The following is a 17,084-nucleotide window of genomic DNA, read 5'->3' on the forward strand; positions in this document are numbered from 1 at the left end:
GTTGAAGGAAGAACATTTCATACAAAAAAAATCGGGCTAATCCTTCTTCCTATTAGAAGGATTAGCCCGATTTTTTATTACTTCTGAATTTCTTCATATGCTTTTTTTATGTCTTCTACCGTTTTATCTAGTTCTACTCCCCAATTATCATTAACCTTCTTTAAAACAACTTGGCCATTTGAATCAAGAATGGCATAGCCTCTATAGGCGACATCGCCATTTTTCATTCCTATTTGATCAATTAATTCTAGTTCCGGATCAGAGACAAATGGAAGACTCTTTCCGAAAAAATCCTCAAGTTCTTTGTATAATTGTTTCTGTTCTTCCGGTTGATCACCGCTAATCACATACATTTCCATATCCAGGCCATCTAACTTTTGAAGCTTGCTATGCAACTCAACTAGTTGCTGGTGGCAGGTGCCTCAGGTGTATGTTGTAATAAAAAAGAATAATACAGGCTTATCTTGTGGGAATGTTACTTCATTGTTATTATGGTCCAACAATGTAATGGATTCATCGATTTTTTTTGGTCCGCATGCTGATAACATAAGCATGACGACAGCTAAAATGATTAAGGTTTTTATTTTCATAATCGCCCTCACTATTTTGTATTACTCTGCCTCAGATACGACTGTAAAGCGCTCGTTAATGTGCTTCGAATTTTCAATTTCGTCAACTACAGCAATAGCATAATCCGCATAGCTAACATAGCTATTACCCTTAGCATTTACAATGAGGTTGTTTTTTCCTTTTTGATACGCCCCCGTTCTTTTTCCTTCTGGGTTAAAGAAGGCCGCTGGGCTAAGGAAGGTCCACTTAATTTCAGTCGTTTTTTGAAGGTCCTGCAGGTTTTTACCTTGATTAAATGCTGTTGCAAAATACTCTTTAGGGAATTCTGGCGTATCTATTAAACGAGTTGTTTTGCCTTCATCAACAAATAGGCTTCCCGCTCCTCCGACGACGAATAATCTTGTTTCAGGAGCACCCTTTAGAGCTTCAATTAAAGTTCTTCCAACTTCCACATGAAGATCCTCTTTTCCCGGAGCTGCACCAAAAGCATTGACTACTGTATCAAATTGTTTTAAATCTTCTGCCTTTAATTCTAACACATCTTTTTCAAGAACAGATACAGTTGTATCCGTTACTTTTGAAGCATTTCTCACAATACCTGTAACTTCATGACCTCTATCCAAAGCTTCTTTTAAAATAAAGCTACCTGCTTTTCCTGTTGCTCCGATTACTCCTATTTTCATTTAAAAAACCTCCTAGTTTTTATTTTCACGGCATGATGAGATGACATACATTTTTACTTCCTTATTTTCACCCATTGTAATTGTAACAGTTACAATTACAACAAAAATAAAAAAAATTAGATGCTTTATCCAATTTTTTTATTTAAAAACGTGACGATGTCCTCCATCGTTACTTCTTTAAGTACTAATTCCATAGCCTCTTGAGCTTTCATTAAAATCAATTCTAGCACGGATTGAATGTTAGCTCCGACAGGACAGCTAGGATTTGGGTGGTCATGGAATTGGAATAACTCGCCTTCTTCAACAACCTCGACTGCATGATATACATCAAGAAGGGTAATTTCATTTAAAGGTTTTTGAATCTCAGCTCCGCCTGTTCCTCTGCGAACTTGAATTAATCCTGCTTTTTTAAGCATACCCATCACTCGCCGAATAACGACCGGATTTGTATTCACGCTCCCCGCAATCCATTCAGACGTACAAAGTGTACTCTTTTCAAAGTTTACGAGAGATAAAATATGGACAGCTACAGTAAACCGGCTGCTGATTTTCATATGCCTTCGCCTCCTGATGTAATCATTATAGTTACATCGTACACTAAGTGTCAAGATAAAAACCCAATAAAACTTAAAACACCAAAACGACTAGTTTATTATGTCGTTTTGGTGTTTCATTTTTAGATCATTTTTTTTCCATAACGGCAAAGTAATTTTCCTCATTATCAGCAAAGTTAAATACTCTGCCAGAAGGCATATTGACAATTTCCCCGACTTTAATATTTTTATCTGTGAAATCTTTATATAATTCATCGAGGTTTTCTGAGTAAAACATTAACGACGGTGTACCAAGATTTAATTCAGGAGACATCTTAGCAATTAATTCCTTATTGTGGAGAACAATACTTGTTTCTGCATCCTTTGTTGGAGCAATTTCAATCCATCTCATTCCTTGGCCAGTATCTACTTCAGAAACTACAATAAAACCAAACTTTTCTGTCCAAAACTTCACTGTCTCATCTTGGTTATTTACATAGAGCATAATTTGACCAACTTTATTAATCATTTTCTCATCTCCCTTTCTGCTAAGACAGGCAATATTAATATTTTGTTCCTTTGTAAATTTCATTATACTTTGATAGATTTTATTATCATACTATTAGTTCTCGACAAAAATAATAAAACAATTAATATCGATTTCATCTTCCTTTTTTTGAATCTTAATCACCAAATGCAAAAATTAGTTCTGTCTCACAAACTAATTCTCCATCAACAGTAGCAATACCTTTCCCTTTCCCAACAGGTCCTTTTAAACGAGTGATTTCTACCGCGAGACGGAGTTGGTCTCCAGGTTTTACTTGACGTTTAAAACGACATTTATCAATGCCTGCTAAAAGCCCTAGTCTCCCTTGATTTCCTTCTTTTGTTAACATCACCACTGCACTTACTTGAGCTAATGCCTCTACAATTAGTACTCCTGGCATAACTGGGTAATCGGGGAAGTGCCCATTAAAAAAACCTTCATTTGCTGTCACATTTTTTATACCAACTGCACTTTTCCCCTCTTCTAATTCCAGAATCCTATCTACTAAAAGAAAAGGGTAGCGATGTCTTATAATTTCTTTTATTTTTTGAGTATCGAACAAATTGAAGCCTCCATTTCAAATATCTGTATAGTCGCTTTAGATTTCTTCTTGCTTTCCATTATATCAATTGGTGTTAGTACCTGATAATAAAAACTTAGTGGATTTTGTAAAGTGGCAAAAATAAGGACTTTTAGTAATATACATACACTTTATGTACTTAACAGATTCGCTATTATTTCAGATGGTTCTTTCGATTGAATTTTAGAGTGAAAGCTCTCTACTTTCATTTGATATTGTTTCATTTCATTTTGATCTTGGAGAATGGCTAGTACTTGCCTCTGAACTTCCTGCTTATTTAGGTGATAAACCAAACCCATTTCTGTTAGCTGCTGAAGGTTAATTTCTTCTTGACCAGGCAAAGCGTTAAAGATAAAAATCGGCTTTCGTTTAAAAAGGCTTTCGCTTATTGTCACTCCACCTGGCTTCGTTATAATGCCATCGATTTGATCATATAGTTCATTCATTTTCTCCCTGCAATCTATATACGAAAACGGAATAAGAAAGCTTTTTTGCAGGCCATTAATCTTTTCAAATAATTTCTTATTTTTCCCGCATAGTATATAAAACTGAATTTGTTTACAAGGTTCTGCCCCATTGATTTGTTGAACTAATTCCTCGATTGCACCAACCCCTAGATTTCCTCCAGAAATTAAAACAGAAAGTTTGGACTGTATTGAAGCTCCTTTTGTATATTTCTCCTTTTTAATTTTCGGATGTATCGGGATTCCTGTCATAAATATCTGATCGTCACTTACTCCCTTTTTATTCAAAAACTCTTTCATAGGCTGTGATGATACAAAATGAAAGTCAATATGCTCCACTCCCCAAAAACGATGGATAAAATAATCTGTGTACACATTCATGACCGGAACTCTTAGTTCTTTTTTCGCTTTCAAGTAATTTAACATATAAGCTGGTAAAGCATGAGTGCATACAATTAGATCCGGCTGTTTTTCCTTAATTAGCTTTTTCATAAAAGAAAGAAATAATAATTCATACGTCCAATACCGCTTATTTTTTTCTCTATTTCTGTAGACTGAGTTTCGGTAGATAAAATTATATAAACTGGGGTATGAATGGATCCAATTCAAATAAATCTTCGAAACGATTGACTCCATTTTCCCATAACTATATGCAAGAATATCGACCGTATCACATTTTATATTTGGGTTAATTTGTAGAATTCCTTCCAGTAATGCATTTGCAGCCTGATGATGGCCAGATGGAATTTGTAAAAAAGGTAAAAACAGGACTTTCTTTTTCATATGGCATCTCTCCCAAAACCCTTGATTTGTTTTTAGACCTGACTCTTAGGAATATTCACCCATGGGACTCATACCATCTATTACTTGTAAAAAAGGAAAAGTAATTCATGTATAATTTTTAATATGAAAGGAGTGATAACTTTGAAAATATTCTTATTTACAGCGTTAATCATACTTTTGTATTTTTTAATAAAAAAAGCCTTCACAAACACGAAGGATATCGTCATAAATAAAATTAAAATTAACGGACATGGTCCGAAATTAAATATTCTGCAACTTTCAGATTTGCATCTTGAACATATATCTATCTCCCCTAATGAGCTTTATGAAAAGCTGAAAGAAGAAGCTATCGATTTAATTGCGATTACGGGAGATTTTCTTGACCGTAAACGTACGATTCCAAAGCTCGTTCCATATTTAAAGGTACTGAATCAATTAAATTCAAAATATGGAATGTATGCCGTTCTTGGCAATCATGACTATGTTCTACGTGATCAAAACTTAAAATGTTTAACAGATACAATTGAACGATATAACTGCAAGGTTCTACAAAATAAAAATGAAGTGATCCATGTTAATGGAAATCCCGTTAATATTATCGGTATCGATGACTTTAGCACAAATCGAAGCAATCTTGAGACTTCTTACGATGGAATTAAACCGGGAACAAACCTAGTATTAACCCATGACCCTAATATTGTTCTGCATATGAAAAAGTATCATTTTGATTATTTGCTTGCTGGCCATTTCCATGGTGGACAAATCTGTTATCCAAAAGCGTATCACCTTGCAAAAATGGGAAAGCTTGCAAGAATGAATATTATTAAAGGATTCCATATGCAGGATGGAAAACCTTTCTATATTAATGAGGGCCTTGGCCAAACGGGTATTAATATCCGTGTTGGGAGCAGGCCTGAAATTACTTTACACGAGCTTTCATTGGCAGTTGCCCATAATAAAGCATCAATAATTTAAGAAAAGCTGATCATTTCTTGACAGCTTTTTTTTGATTCTGTTAAAAGTTTTTTGTCGAAATTGCCTATAGGATTATTTTTATCGGAGTGTGAAAAATTATTTGTGGAAAAATTACACTGAATATAGAAGGCTGGAAAATGAACAACCAGATTGTCATTTGGTATATTAACTAGCATTTAAGAACAGATTGGAAACAATAATACTTTTTCTATAACAAAAATTGGTTGCATGTTTCTATTCACTTTTCAACATCCTATATCTTGTTAAGCCAATTAATGAGGAGGAGTCTTAAATGACAGTCATTACAAACTTAAAACAAACGATTTCAGGGTTAAAAAGTGCACAAGCAAGCTTGGAGGGTTTTGCGCTTGACACTGACAATCAACAGGCAAAGCAACTATATCAAAGTACATCTCAACAAACTCAACTTATTGTTGACCAACTAAATACACGACTTCAGGAAGTTGAACAAGAAGAACCACAATACAAGCAATAATTTCAAGTAAGTTAAAAAGAATTATTTTGTAATTAGAATTTAATTCAAAAAAAGTAGGCGTTACCTTTTGAAGGAACGCCTACTTTAATGATTATTCTACAAAGATGTGATTGGTGTTTCTGTAATAAGTCTTATTTTGCAAATCTATGATTACCAATAGTTATGGTCGTTTGTGTTGAAAAAATCCAATCACTTGTTGACGTCTTAGGATTATAAAAATATAAGGAGCCTTTTCCTTGCCCTCTAAACGCTAGTGCTTCTACTACAGCTTTTTTTGAAGCATTGTCCGCAGGTTGATTGATCGTTCCATTTTGAACTGGTTCAAATGCGTAATGACCGCTAACTTTTTCATAAATAACGTCTTTCACTGTATTTGGAAAGTCTGCACTGTCAACTCTATTTAAAATTACTGTTGCGACAGCCACTTTTCCTGCGTAAGGCTCTCCCTTCGCTTCAGCATGTACAAGACGAGCCATTAAATCTTTATCCGCTTCTGATATTTTCGTAGTTGGGATAAGGAGCTTTTCCCCAGGATATAGCATTTCACTAGACCTATTATTTTCTTTCATTAACTCTAGGACTGAAACCCCGTATTTTTTACCAATATTCCAGTAGGTTTCCCCATTATGTACAAAATGAGTGTTCGCTGCTGCTTCAGATCGAGAAGTAAATCCAAAAATTGAAAATGATAGAGTAGACACAATTAATAGTTTCTTCCATTTTTTCATGGTTGTTAGCCTCCTATTGCCTCAGATAATGATTTATTAGTAGGTTAACAGATGTAATATTGTGAAACATGATCCAAAATATGGAATCTAAATAAAGGATAGACATATGCTCATCACTACTACCACGAGCATTACCGTAGCAAAATATGGATACATTTTATTTTATACAGCATTTAACTATCACTGCATAATTTGGATCATTTATGACATACATTTCGTGTTTGTAACAGTGTTTTTTATCTTTTCCCATTGATTTGATTCTTTGAAAAACCAGTTATATAGAAACACGCTGACATGGCAATAAAGGAAATAAACGAAGCAAAAATTAAACCAATGAATGCCATAAATGTATCATGCTCAGGTGTACTAGGCTCAAGAGTCATAATCAAATAAATGCACACAAGCAGAAGAAGTAAATAAAAACTGCTGCCGATTGAACCCATGATCAATTGCTCCTTTTTGCCCTTAGATCCTGAATTATGAATAACAATCCACAAATAGATGCTTAATAATGCTGCCAAAAGCATGATAAATATATGTAGATACGGAATATTTAGTAAGCCTAAAACATAAATGGCTCCAATAGCGAGAGCAAATAATAAAGCATTTAGGAAAAATAAAAAGATGCCGCTACTCCATTCATTTTGAAACCATTTTAAGTTTGATAACCTCTGCACCAATCTATTATTTGTTCCAACCAAACGGACAAGCCGTTGTTTATTTAGCAAGAGAAAAATCACAAAAAGAAATCCAAATAGCATTAAAAAGGTCATTCATTATTCTCCTTTATCTAATATAATTAATAATACATAGTAATTCTATGTATATATTTAAAAAAGACAGCCTTACTAGAAGGCTTTGTGTTTTCCAATATAGTACCCCATTTTACTAATTGGAAAGAAAAGCGCGGTCGCTAGAAGACAACCTAATATAAAGGAAGAGCTTAAGATTGAATGAAACCATTCTGATGGAAGAGTCCCAAAAAGGGTAAATATCATCAATAACAAATTAGGTATAATGGCAATCTTGATTGTTCCAGCTAAAAATACCTTGCCGCGAACTCCAAATTCTTTCCCATATTCATAGCCCATCCAAGCCCAAAAGCCAGTATAGCATCCTAAAATTAGCCAGTTAAGCTGTGATAATACCTGCCAAATGGTTTGTAAAAATGCAATATTCCATACTTGAGATCCTAAAACAAGGAATAATCCTGCGAAGAAAAATAAGGAGTTTATTAGAATAAAGGCATTTTGAACAATTCCAGGCGTTCTAGTTGAGACACCCTTAAATTCCTTTGCTATTTGACGAGGAGTACCTAGTTGGCTCATGATTATTGGGATAGCTTCAAATTCAGATACTTCTTTTTCTTCAAGATCAGCCATCATCTCATCAATATGCATGGACAGTTCAGCTATAATATTTTCATGATCTGGGTGATTTCTAAGCAATCGGGTAATTTCATCTAAATATTGTTTTTTCGCTTTAATCATGATTGTTTACCCAACATTTGATCCATCATTTTTACAAATAGATTCCATTCTTTTGTTTTATGCTGCAACATTTTTACGCCTTCTGAAGTAATTTTATAATACTTGCGATCTGGACCTTTTTCTTGCGGTTTCCAGTATGCTTCAATATATCCTTGCTGTTCGAGTTTATGAAGTGCTGGATATAATGTACCTTCTTTAACTTGTAACGTTTTATCGCTTCTTTCTTCCATTACTTTTACAAGCTCATAACCATACATCGGACGCTCTTCCAAAAGTTGAAGCAGCAGCAAAGACGTGCTTCCTTTCAATAGCTCTCGATTAAACATGCATACACCTACCTAGTAAACCTATGTAAACAATTTTAGTATGCTATTTTTTTACAATCATGTCAATAATCATTAGGACTCCAATCGTTTAAATTCTTTATTATTAAAAGTTTGTTGAGATATGCTGACAATATTATAATCCGTTTTTTGTCCCAATACTCACATAATCTATTTTGAGACCATTTTTTTGAAAGTACAAAGTTGATATTAATCGCTAAAAAACGATTGGAAACACTAAAAGAGATGCTTCTAAATTGAATGATCAAATATTTCATTAAAATGCTGTAAATAGCTTTTCATACAATGAAAAGTCACCTGATGTTACAATTGAGCGAAGTGATAAATAATTCTATATCATTGGACTTTAATAAGGAAGTTATCTCCAAATTGTTCAAAACCTTATTAATTAATTTTTCACTTAAGACTCCTTATAGACTACTATATCCACTCCCTTTTAAACCACTAAATTCTTTTAAAGAGTCATTTTTTATTACCAGATTCAACTTCTTCTTTTTCCCTATATATATTTCATGAAGCAGACAAATTTGAACACGACCATCGACTAATGTACTTTTTGGTGCACCTACAAAAACGATCCCTCTAGATTATTATTTTTTTTTGCAAAAAAAGAAACATTCGTTCTTTTTTATCGTATATAAAGTTATTAAATGAAAGGAGAATATAAAAAATGAACACAGTTACCAAAATATTAAAGTGCCATGCAGAAGTGTACGATCCACATAAACAAATTATGGAGTCTCTTAGAATTAATAAAAAATTATATGGAATATTAATTCTCATTTTACTTGAAGCCCTTTTGGGTTGGTATTTTATGCATGCGCAAAAAGATGGATATGCTTTATTAACGCTTTGTTTGTTTATAGTAACGGTAGGAATTAGTTCTTTATTTCATTTCAAGCTTGTCGAAAATTTATATGGAAGTGTCGAAAATTTAGATAATGAAAGAATGCAACGTTTTTGTCAATCGGTTTTACATAAATCGAATATTAATCTTCTTATAGAAAATGAAAATACTTTAGTAGAAAGTCTAATTAAAGAAAAGTTAGAAAAAATTCAAAGGCTAGAACAAGCTAAGAAAAATATTTATCTAGGATTGATTACAGTAGTATTGCCTTTATTCATTACATTTCTTATAAAAAATCTAGATAACATTGAATTTCTTACCTTAACTATTATGACAATTGGGCTTATCATACTGCTATTTGCGTTTAAAAGTTCATTTAAAGAGTATACTACTATTTCGAAACTTGAGCATATTAATGAACTTCTTAAAGAGCTTAGATTATCACAAATAGTCGAAAGTCGGATTATACTTACTCAGGCGAATGAACAAAATGAAAATGAAGAGTTAGATAATAATATTTAATACTATAATGGTCCTTACCTAATTGGAGTAATTTCAGAAGCCTTACAATATAATAATACCTGATATACGGCTGTAAAGTGATTAAGAAAATATTAATATATCAGCTATAGAGTATAAATAGAGTTACGTCAGCTATAGAGAGAAGCGACGTTTGGTTAAAGTTTAACTGTATATAAAAAAAGCTCAGGCAATTGTAGTGGAGAATTTCACCCAATTAAAAAATGGAATTTCATATAGATTAAAAGATAAAAGAGAAAGATTTATAAAAAAGATACAGACTTTAAAATTATATTTAAATTCTGTATCTTTTTACTATTTTAGTTGACTTTTTTAAAAATAAATCTAAAATAATATTTAAGAATAGGAGGTTTAGTATGATAAGTTTAAATGATTCAATTCTTGGCGAAGTTGTTAATGCGTTAGTTTTAAATGATCCAGAATCACGTGAGCAGTATTTAATTGCGATTAATAATGAATCTGGAAATGGAGTAGAGAATAGTCGTCACACATATCAATGGGATTATCGTTATAATACAATCGTAAAAATTGCTATGAAATATAATTTAGGCTATTCAAAATTAGAACGTGGAAACCTTTGGCAAGCAGTATATTTAATTGGGCCTAATAATGAAATCTATGTATTCTTTAGTTCTAAAAACTTACGTTCAATCATTCGTAATGGGAAAGATAATCATTACTTAAATCTACTGAACCTCTTTAATGAAAATCTTGATGATTTAGTACCTGTGGAAGGGCAAATTTCATTAAATTTAGGAGATAATTGTTCTAATAAATGTAAAGATATTGAGACTTTACAGATGCATGCAAGAGAAGTAGTGAAAATGATGGAAAATCCACCTAGTAAGGTAATAGTCATTGCATTTAATAAAACAATTACGAGCACTGCAGAGGCCTTAGTATTTAACACCAAAAATGAAATTGTTTGGACTAAAGATTTAACATCACTAATTAAAAATGATTATAGATTTGTTCTTAATTCAGATGATGTTGTGGCAGATCAAGAAGAAAGTCGCACAGAAAGAGAATCAAAAAAGAAACAAATTGTGCGCTTGAAAAATAATAGATAGTTTGGAGATAGTAGTATGAATAAGATATTTAATGGACAACGACTAAAGGAAGCGAGACTTTATAATAAGTTAACGATTACCGAGTTAGCCGAGAAGTTAAATGTCTCTAAACAAATGATTTCAAAATATGAAAATGGAAATGGTGAACCAAGTTTTGAAAAATCATTGCAGTTACCGAATATTTTAGGATATCCTCGAGAGTTTTTTTATACAAAAGATATTTTCAAATTAAAAAGTGAGGGAACTTTTTTTCGTTCGAGATTAACAGCTACCCAAAAGTCAAAAGATCCTGCATCTATAGCATTGAAATATTCTGTTATTGTTCGGGATTTTCTAGAACAATATATTGAGTTTCCAATACTAGAGGATAGAGCAAATTATGAAAACTATGAAGAATATGATTTGATTGCTAAAAAAATGAGAGAATATGTAGGTTTAAATGATGGGCCAATTCATGATATTGTTGAAGTAGTTGAATTAATGGGATTTACTGTTATTTCAATGGATTATTCTGAAAGCAAGGTCGATGCTTTTAGTAGTATGAATAGGATTGAAAAAAATAATGGTGAACATAATGATTATTTTGTAATTGTAACTGGAACTGGTGAAAGAAGTTCTTTTTACCGACAACAATTCAGTATCGCACATGAAATGGCTCATTGGGTACTACATCAAAATATTAATCCACAAGAGCTAGATAAAGATGAATATAAGATGATGGAAGATGAGGCGAATAAATTAGCATCTATTTTCTTAATGCCTAAAGAATCTTTTGGTGCAGAGCTATCAAGCAAAATTGTAGATGAAATCGACACTTACTATAATTTGAAAAGAAAATGGAATGTTTCAATGGCTGCCATGATTAAACGAGCTAGGGATTTAAAAATTATCAATGCAGATCAAGAAGTTAAACTATATAAGCAAATGCATTATCGTAAGTGGAAAAATCCAGAACCATTTGATTTTGAGACAAAGGTAACTGTTCCAATAGCTTTTAAACAATCTTTAGAATTACTAATAGATGAAGGTATATTAAAAGGACATGAAATTCCTTTTAATATTGCTGAGCAATATAACTTATATTTAACACCAAAAATGTTGGCTATGATTTGTGGTGTAGAACCAGCAATGTTCATTGATAATAGTCAGTCTAGGGTTGTTTTGAAAATAAAGGATTATAAAAATCATAAAAGTTCATAAAATAGAAATTAAACTTCATGATACAACATAGTAATTTTTTCCAAAAAGGAAATGAGTATGAAATATTTATTTAATAGTAGTGGCCATTATTCAGCTAATCTTGTAATGATTGAAGTTGAAAATATAGTTGATATTGTTCTTATTGGAATTAAATTATTATTAGGTGGATTACTTAAATCTTGTGATCTGAATGTAAAATTAGATAGCCTATAACGTCCTGTAACACCGTATTAAAGAGATTACTATGAGATGGATATATCCAAGAGCCATACCTTAGAAGCGTAGAAATATTAATTTTAATGAACAGATAATCATAAACCATTTTCACGACAACTCAATTTAAAAAAAGCAGCTATGATTGGTCTCATGTCTGCTTTCAATATATATTTTCATATATTATTAATGCATTCTACATATCAATTATAGATATGTAGAATGCAAGTAAAAAGCACATAAATCAATGTATCTTTAAAATGTTTATTTGTTTAAAACCTTTACATAACCACATAGTATATTCCCACTACAACAACCAAATAAACAGCAGCTGAAAGCGCCCATTTTTTCATATCCAGCATCTCCTCCTATAATTTTACACGCTGAAGTCGAAGCGCATTAAGAACAACTGACACCGAACTGAACGCCATTGCCGCACCAGCAAGCCAAGGAGCAAGAAAACCAAATGCAGCGATTGGAATTCCTAGCGCATTATAAGCTAATGCCCAGAAAAGGTTTTGTCTTATATTTCGAATCGTTTTTTTACTCATAAAAATGGCATCAGCAATGCTGTTTAAATCTCCACGGATTAACGTAATGTCTGCTGCTTCCATTGCGACATCGGTTCCTGTGCCAATGGCCATCCCGATATCTGCAATCGCTAATGCTGGAGCATCATTAATACCATCACCGACCATTGCTACTTTCTTGCCTTGTTGCTGCAGCTTCTTCACTTCCTCTGCTTTCCCCTCAGGCAGCACTTCTGCAATGACATGGTCAATTCCAGCTTGGGAAGCAATTGCTTTTGCTGTTTGTTCATTATCACCAGTTATCATAATGACATCAAGGCCCATATCTTTTAAACGGCTAATGGCTGTAGCAGATGTTTCCTTTATGGTATCGGCAACCGCTACGATCCCTGCATATTCACCATTTATGGCTGTTAACATGGCTGTCTTTCCTTGCTTCTCAAGAGCAATCATCTTTTCTAAAGCATGATCAATTTCTATGCTGAATTTTTTCAACAAACGGCGAGTACCAATCAGAATTTCCGTATCATCGACGATTGCTTTAATGCCATAGCCAGGGATGGCCTCAAAGTCTTTAACTTCCTTTAGATCAATCTGCTTTTCTTTAATCCCATTCACAATTGCTTGGGCAAGTGGATGTTCAGACTGCTTCTCAGCTGAACCAACGAATGTAAGAAATTCTGTTTCACCCATTTCTGTGATGACATCGGTCAATACAGGATCTCCGTTTGTAATCGTTCCTGTTTTATCTAGAATGACTGTTTTAATTCGGTGAGTCATTTCCAGATGCTCTCCACCTTTAAAAAGAATCCCATATTCAGCGGCACGGCCTGAACCTGCCATGATGGAAGTGGGAGTTGCTAGCCCAAGAGCACATGGACATGCGATAACAAGAACAGCAATTAATTTTTCAAGTGCCTCAGCAAAATCCCCAGGGGCAACAACAAAGTACCAAATCAAAAATGTAATGACTGCAATTCCAACAACGATCGGAACAAAAACACCTGAAATTGTATCAGCCAAACGTTGAATTGGGGCTTTTGAGCCTTGAGCATCTTCAACCACTTTAATAATTTGGGCAAGAGCCGTATCTTTTCCTACTTTTGTGGCTTTCATTTTTATAAAACCATTTTTATTAATCGTGGCACCAATAACTGCATCGCCAACCGTCTTATCAATCGGAACACTTTCTCCTGTGATCATCGATTCATCGAGTGCTGACTGCCCCTCTAAAATCTCACCGTCGACCGGAATTTTTTCACCCGGTTTTACTAAAATAACATCCCCTGCCACAACTTCTTCTAAAAGAATTTCTAATTCTTGATCTTCTCGAATAACGAGGGCTGTCTTCGCTTGTAAACCCATCAATTTCTTGATTGCTTCAGAAGAACGCCCTTTTGCTTTAGCTTCAAACAATTTCCCTAAAATAATTAATGTGATAAGGACCGCACTTGTTTCGAAGTATAGGCCCACTGGGTGACCATGATTTCCTATTGTTCCAATAGCTAAATAGACACTGTAAAAATAAGCGGCAGAGGTTCCTAATGCAACGAGAACATCCATATTTGCACTTTTATTTCTTAGCGCTTTATAAGCCCCTACATAAAACTGTTTCCCTATATAAAATTGTACGGGTGTTGCCAGAGCCATTTGTACCCATGGGTTCATAAACGCATCAGGCACGTATAAAAAAGAAGTGAAGCTGAAATGACCTGCCATTGCCCAAAGCAGCGGGATGGAAAGAATCGCTGAAAAGATAAACTTTCCCTGCTGGGTTTCGATTTCCTTCATCCGTTGGTCAACCGTTTCTTTTTCATTGTCTTCCGTTTTGACAGTTGCTCCATAGCCTAATTTTTCAATCTTTTGTATCATATCCTTTGTTGAAACAACCGCTGGATTGTACTCGATTGATGCTTTTTCAAGGGCAAGGTTGACTGTTGCCTGTAGAACCCCATCCATTTTATTAAGCCCTTTTTCGATTCTAGTCGCACATGCGGCACATGTCATGCCAGTGAGAGCTAATTCTGTTTTTTCTGTTATGACATCATAGCCAAGCGCTTTAATTTTATTCTGGATATCGGCTGGACCCATTGTTGCTCCATCAAACTTTACAGTTGCTTTTTCTAGAGCCAAATTGACGTTTGCTTCAAGAACGCCATCCATTTTATTTAGACCTTTTTCAATACGTGTGGCACATGCGGCACATGTCATCCCAGTAACTTGAAACTGGCTTTCATGCATTTCTTGCATTTTCCCACTCATTCCCTCATCCCCCTATACCTATGGTGGGTATATTTTTTTTAAAAATAGAACGTGCTATTGCTAGCACGTATTTTTTTCCAAATTACTATTTTACATCATAGCCTTGATCATCAATTGTTTCCTTAATTTTGTCTAAAGACACTTCGTTTGAAATATATTCAACATCAACAGTTCCGCTGTCTAAATGAACTTTAACACTTTCAATTCCAGCTAATTCTCCAACACTGTCTTCAACCGCTTTCACACAATGTCCGCAAGACATTCCAGCTACATGTAATGTTACTTTTTCCATTATTGAACAACTCCCTTATTTTTTCATCAATTTTTGTATAGTAATTAATACTTCATCTAAAACTTCCATATCCCCTTCTTGAAGACGATCAACAACACAACCCTTTAAATGTCCTTCTAACAATATCTTTGCTACACTGTTCAAGGCGGATTGAGTAGCCGAAATTTGTGTAATGACATCATCACAATAAGTGTCTCTTTCAATTAAACCTTTAATCCCGCGAATTTGGCCTTCAATTCGGTTTAATCTTGTCACAAGATTTTTCTTTACCTTATCAGAATGATGAGCTTTTCTCTCACTTAGAGTTGAGCAGCAGCTTTCTTCTTCGAATTCTAGAGAATCATTATTCAGTTCGGATACCATTTGGCTTCCCCCTTTAATTAATTTATATCATACCCCCGTACAGTATGTAAAGGGGTTTTTTAATCAATGTTTTAAGACAATATCCTTATAAGCACTATTATAGGTGTTATCAATATAACTGAAAATATTTAATGACATGGCTATTTATGTAATTGCAAATTTATGTTTTGGAATCACCTTAAGTGTATCTTCTATGTGAAATATTCTAATTTAGCGCTTGGAAAGAATTTTTCCATATAGGTAAATAAATGCTTTTTCAAATCCTCCTCTTCCTCTTTTTGGTAGATGTATTTCCCAATTCCATACTTTCCCCATTTATACCTTCTTTTTTGTTCATCTAATTCTAGTTTCGTCATAGGGTAGTTTTTTTCAATCACTTTCTTAGCAGGCTTTGTAAAACGATGTTGGATAAATTCAAAGGTTAAATCCTTTTTAGCTTCTGGCGGCAATTCCGCATCTAAACGTTCAAACATTTGATAATATCCATCCTCCCACCCTTCGTGAAGATAGATCGGGGCTACAATAAAACCAAGTGGATAACCCGCTCTCGCCACTTTACCTGCTGCCTCAATTCTCTTCTCCAAAGGGGAAGTCCCTGGCTCAAAGTTCTTAATGACATAATCAGCGTTTACACTAAATCGAAATCTTGTTTTCCCATTATGTTTCGCATCAAGTAAGTGATCAACATGATGAAATTTAGTGACAAACCTTAACTTTCCATACTTTGACTCTCCAAAATGTTCAATAGCTCTTTTTAATGAATGGGTTATGTGATCAATTCCAACAATATCTGATGTACAAGATGCTTCAAACCTTGTCAGTTCAGGAGCACGTTCCTCCATGTATCTGTCAGCTGCATCTAGTATTTCATCCACATTTACATATGTTCGAATATACGGTTTACTTCCCATCGTTGTTTGTAAATAACAATAATGACAATGACCCATACACCCCGTTGCAAACGGAATAGCATACTCTGCTGAGGGCTTTGAGGTATCAAATTTTAACGTCTTTCTAACTCCAACTACTAAAGTAGACTTGGCAACTCTATACCTTTGAAAATCATTTTCTCCTGGAAGATTTCTTACTTGATTATGGGAAGTGGTATAGTGAATTTCAACATCCATCTTTTCAAATTTCTCTTTAAGCTCTCTTCCTAATGGATAATCCAATGCTTTTGGTTCAAAATAAACGAGCTTTGGCATAAATGGATGATTCATTCTAACAGCCCCTCTGAAGTATTCCCAAAATAATAATGATAAGCTTCTTCCGCCTCTTCTTCTGTAGAATAAACAGCCATTTCATTTGAAAGCGGATAATAAGTTTCATATAGAAACACTGCTAACTGATCTCTATTCTCAGGATCATTTACAATTGCTGCTTCCTGTATATTGGCTACATTTTGCGTGTGCGGGTTTCGGTAAAAAACATATACAATATCTCCAGCTTTATAAGTTCCGCTTTCGTTATTTAGCTCCATTCCATCACCTTTTCTTACATAAAGTAGACTAGAGTAAACAAACTCCTTTTTAAATTTTTCCTTCCATTCCTTAAAATATGTTTACTTGTTTATG

20 protein-coding genes and 1 pseudogene are annotated in these 17,084 nt (G+C 33.9%); 5 read left to right on the forward strand and 16 right to left on the reverse strand.

The genetic code is table 11. The features are described 5' to 3' along the window. Positions 1–77: 77 nt before the first annotated feature. The 7 genes and pseudogenes from FSZ17_RS19985 to FSZ17_RS20010 all read right to left on the reverse strand — a co-directional run. Positions 78–410: pseudogene (locus tag FSZ17_RS19985) on the reverse strand (redoxin domain-containing protein); the annotation flags it as partial. 12 nt (positions 411–422) lie between these two features. Continuing rightward, positions 423–590: a hypothetical protein gene (locus FSZ17_RS23540; protein ID WP_185150647.1), complete on the reverse strand. Its 168-nt coding sequence runs from the start codon at positions 588–590 to the stop codon at positions 423–425. Positions 591–611: 21 nt separating this feature from the next. After that, on the reverse strand, positions 612–1,253 hold the full coding sequence (locus tag FSZ17_RS19990; protein ID WP_057773642.1) for an NAD(P)-dependent oxidoreductase: 642 nt from the start codon (positions 1,251–1,253) through the stop codon (positions 612–614). A 125-nt stretch (positions 1,254–1,378) separates the two neighbouring features. Further along, positions 1,379–1,807: an Rrf2 family transcriptional regulator gene (locus FSZ17_RS19995; protein ID WP_057773645.1), complete on the reverse strand. Its 429-nt coding sequence runs from the start codon at positions 1,805–1,807 to the stop codon at positions 1,379–1,381. A gap of 127 nt (positions 1,808–1,934) precedes the next feature. Next, positions 1,935–2,315: a VOC family protein gene (locus FSZ17_RS20000; RefSeq protein ID WP_057773648.1), complete on the reverse strand. Its 381-nt coding sequence runs from the start codon at positions 2,313–2,315 to the stop codon at positions 1,935–1,937. Positions 2,316–2,469: 154 nt separating this feature from the next. Then, positions 2,470–2,895 (reverse strand): 3-hydroxyacyl-ACP dehydratase FabZ, encoded by a 426-nt coding sequence (gene fabZ, locus FSZ17_RS20005; RefSeq protein ID WP_057773649.1) that lies wholly within the window; start codon positions 2,893–2,895, stop codon positions 2,470–2,472. A 149-nt stretch (positions 2,896–3,044) separates the two neighbouring features. Continuing rightward, positions 3,045–4,160 (reverse strand): MGDG synthase family glycosyltransferase, encoded by a 1,116-nt coding sequence (locus tag FSZ17_RS20010; protein WP_057773651.1) that lies wholly within the window; start codon positions 4,158–4,160, stop codon positions 3,045–3,047. Positions 4,161–4,301: 141 nt separating this feature from the next. On the opposite strand from FSZ17_RS20010, the gene FSZ17_RS20015 reads away from it, so the two are divergent. Both FSZ17_RS20015 and FSZ17_RS20020 read left to right on the forward strand, forming a co-directional pair. After that, positions 4,302–5,135, forward strand: coding sequence for a metallophosphoesterase (locus FSZ17_RS20015; protein WP_057773653.1), 834 nt, complete (start codon positions 4,302–4,304; stop codon positions 5,133–5,135). Positions 5,136–5,427: 292 nt separating this feature from the next. Further along, a complete protein-coding gene (locus FSZ17_RS20020) occupies positions 5,428–5,631 on the forward strand; it encodes a DUF1657 domain-containing protein (protein WP_057773655.1) in 204 nt (67 codons plus the stop codon). 131 nt (positions 5,632–5,762) lie between these two features. On the opposite strand, the gene FSZ17_RS20025 is transcribed toward FSZ17_RS20020, so the two are convergent. The 4 genes from FSZ17_RS20025 to FSZ17_RS20040 all read right to left on the reverse strand — a co-directional run bounded on the left by FSZ17_RS20025 (position 5,763) and on the right by FSZ17_RS20040 (position 8,175). After that, entirely contained in the window at positions 5,763–6,359 is a 597-nt protein-coding gene (locus FSZ17_RS20025) for a cell wall hydrolase (RefSeq protein ID WP_057773657.1), read from the reverse strand. A gap of 236 nt (positions 6,360–6,595) precedes the next feature. Then, complete coding sequence (locus tag FSZ17_RS20030) at positions 6,596–7,132, reverse strand: hypothetical protein (protein WP_057773659.1); 537 nt, start codon at positions 7,130–7,132, stop codon at positions 6,596–6,598. A gap of 75 nt (positions 7,133–7,207) precedes the next feature. Continuing rightward, entirely contained in the window at positions 7,208–7,849 is a 642-nt protein-coding gene (locus tag FSZ17_RS20035; RefSeq protein ID WP_057773661.1) for an HAAS signaling domain-containing protein, read from the reverse strand. Beyond that, positions 7,846–8,175, reverse strand: a complete 330-nt coding sequence (locus FSZ17_RS20040; protein ID WP_057773663.1) for a PadR family transcriptional regulator — start codon at positions 8,173–8,175, stop codon at positions 7,846–7,848. The genes FSZ17_RS20035 and FSZ17_RS20040 overlap by 4 nt, the downstream gene beginning before the upstream one ends. 688 nt (positions 8,176–8,863) lie before the next feature. Between FSZ17_RS20040 and FSZ17_RS20045 the strand changes: the two genes are divergently transcribed. The 3 genes from FSZ17_RS20045 to FSZ17_RS20055 all read left to right on the forward strand — a co-directional run bounded on the left by FSZ17_RS20045 (position 8,864) and on the right by FSZ17_RS20055 (position 11,850). Next, positions 8,864–9,562, forward strand: coding sequence for a hypothetical protein (locus FSZ17_RS20045; RefSeq protein ID WP_057773665.1), 699 nt, complete (start codon positions 8,864–8,866; stop codon positions 9,560–9,562). A 374-nt stretch (positions 9,563–9,936) separates the two neighbouring features. Beyond that, positions 9,937–10,650 carry a DUF5986 family protein gene (locus FSZ17_RS20050; RefSeq protein WP_057773667.1) on the forward strand — a complete coding sequence of 238 codons (714 nt, stop codon included), beginning with the start codon at positions 9,937–9,939 and terminating at the stop codon, positions 10,648–10,650. 15 nt (positions 10,651–10,665) lie between these two features. Next, positions 10,666–11,850, forward strand: coding sequence for an XRE family transcriptional regulator (locus FSZ17_RS20055; RefSeq protein ID WP_057773669.1), 1,185 nt, complete (start codon positions 10,666–10,668; stop codon positions 11,848–11,850). A gap of 581 nt (positions 11,851–12,431) precedes the next feature. On the opposite strand, the gene FSZ17_RS20060 is transcribed toward FSZ17_RS20055, so the two are convergent. From FSZ17_RS20060 to FSZ17_RS20080, 5 genes are all read right to left on the reverse strand, one after another. Then, a complete protein-coding gene (locus FSZ17_RS20060) occupies positions 12,432–14,855 on the reverse strand; it encodes a heavy metal translocating P-type ATPase (protein ID WP_082625298.1) in 2,424 nt (807 codons plus the stop codon). Between the two features lie 85 nt (positions 14,856–14,940). Further along, a complete protein-coding gene (gene copZ / locus FSZ17_RS20065) occupies positions 14,941–15,147 on the reverse strand; it encodes a copper chaperone CopZ (protein ID WP_057773671.1) in 207 nt (68 codons plus the stop codon). A gap of 15 nt (positions 15,148–15,162) precedes the next feature. Continuing rightward, positions 15,163–15,510 (reverse strand): metal-sensitive transcriptional regulator, encoded by a 348-nt coding sequence (locus FSZ17_RS20070; protein ID WP_057773673.1) that lies wholly within the window; start codon positions 15,508–15,510, stop codon positions 15,163–15,165. A 191-nt stretch (positions 15,511–15,701) separates the two neighbouring features. Beyond that, positions 15,702–16,730 (reverse strand): spore photoproduct lyase, encoded by a 1,029-nt coding sequence (gene splB / locus FSZ17_RS20075; protein ID WP_057773675.1) that lies wholly within the window; start codon positions 16,728–16,730, stop codon positions 15,702–15,704. Beyond that, entirely contained in the window at positions 16,727–16,990 is a 264-nt protein-coding gene (locus FSZ17_RS20080; RefSeq protein ID WP_057773677.1) for a transcriptional regulator SplA domain-containing protein, read from the reverse strand. The genes splB and FSZ17_RS20080 overlap by 4 nt, the downstream gene beginning before the upstream one ends. Between the last annotated feature and the right edge of the window lie 94 nt (positions 16,991–17,084).

Origin of the sequence: Cytobacillus dafuensis (assembly GCF_007995155.1) — a bacterium.
GTDB classification, from domain to species: Bacteria; Bacillota; Bacilli; order Bacillales; family Cytobacillaceae; genus Cytobacillus; species Cytobacillus dafuensis.

What these genes read in the sequence shown, in the direction of transcription:
- FSZ17_RS20030 (WP_057773659.1), bottom strand. Translation starts at nt 7,132, where the DNA reads ATGACCTTTTTAATGCTATTTGGATTTCTTTTTGTGATTTTTCTCTTG.
- copZ (WP_057773671.1), bottom strand. Translation starts at nt 15,147, where the DNA reads ATGGAAAAAGTAACATTACATGTAGCTGGAATGTCTTGCGGACATTGT.
- splB (WP_057773675.1), bottom strand. Translation starts at nt 16,730, where the DNA reads ATGAATCATCCATTTATGCCAAAGCTCGTTTATTTTGAACCAAAAGCA.
- FSZ17_RS19990 (WP_057773642.1), bottom strand. Translation starts at nt 1,253, where the DNA reads ATGAAAATAGGAGTAATCGGAGCAACAGGAAAAGCAGGTAGCTTTATT.
- FSZ17_RS20020 (WP_057773655.1), top strand. Translation starts at nt 5,428, where the DNA reads ATGACAGTCATTACAAACTTAAAACAAACGATTTCAGGGTTAAAAAGT.
- FSZ17_RS20050 (WP_057773667.1), top strand. Translation starts at nt 9,937, where the DNA reads ATGATAAGTTTAAATGATTCAATTCTTGGCGAAGTTGTTAATGCGTTA.
- FSZ17_RS20000 (WP_057773648.1), bottom strand. Translation starts at nt 2,315, where the DNA reads ATGATTAATAAAGTTGGTCAAATTATGCTCTATGTAAATAACCAAGAT.
- FSZ17_RS20025 (WP_057773657.1), bottom strand. Translation starts at nt 6,359, where the DNA reads ATGAAAAAATGGAAGAAACTATTAATTGTGTCTACTCTATCATTTTCA.
- FSZ17_RS20080 (WP_057773677.1), bottom strand. Translation starts at nt 16,990, where the DNA reads ATGGAGCTAAATAACGAAAGCGGAACTTATAAAGCTGGAGATATTGTA.
- FSZ17_RS20010 (WP_057773651.1), bottom strand. Translation starts at nt 4,160, where the DNA reads ATGAAAAAGAAAGTCCTGTTTTTACCTTTTTTACAAATTCCATCTGGC.
- FSZ17_RS20055 (WP_057773669.1), top strand. Translation starts at nt 10,666, where the DNA reads ATGAATAAGATATTTAATGGACAACGACTAAAGGAAGCGAGACTTTAT.
- FSZ17_RS20060 (WP_082625298.1), bottom strand. Translation starts at nt 14,855, where the DNA reads ATGAGTGGGAAAATGCAAGAAATGCATGAAAGCCAGTTTCAAGTTACT.
- FSZ17_RS23540 (WP_185150647.1), bottom strand. Translation starts at nt 590, where the DNA reads ATGAAAATAAAAACCTTAATCATTTTAGCTGTCGTCATGCTTATGTTA.
- FSZ17_RS20045 (WP_057773665.1), top strand. Translation starts at nt 8,864, where the DNA reads ATGAACACAGTTACCAAAATATTAAAGTGCCATGCAGAAGTGTACGAT.
- FSZ17_RS20040 (WP_057773663.1), bottom strand. Translation starts at nt 8,175, where the DNA reads ATGTTTAATCGAGAGCTATTGAAAGGAAGCACGTCTTTGCTGCTGCTT.
- FSZ17_RS19995 (WP_057773645.1), bottom strand. Translation starts at nt 1,807, where the DNA reads ATGAAAATCAGCAGCCGGTTTACTGTAGCTGTCCATATTTTATCTCTC.
- FSZ17_RS20070 (WP_057773673.1), bottom strand. Translation starts at nt 15,510, where the DNA reads ATGGTATCCGAACTGAATAATGATTCTCTAGAATTCGAAGAAGAAAGC.
- FSZ17_RS20035 (WP_057773661.1), bottom strand. Translation starts at nt 7,849, where the DNA reads ATGATTAAAGCGAAAAAACAATATTTAGATGAAATTACCCGATTGCTT.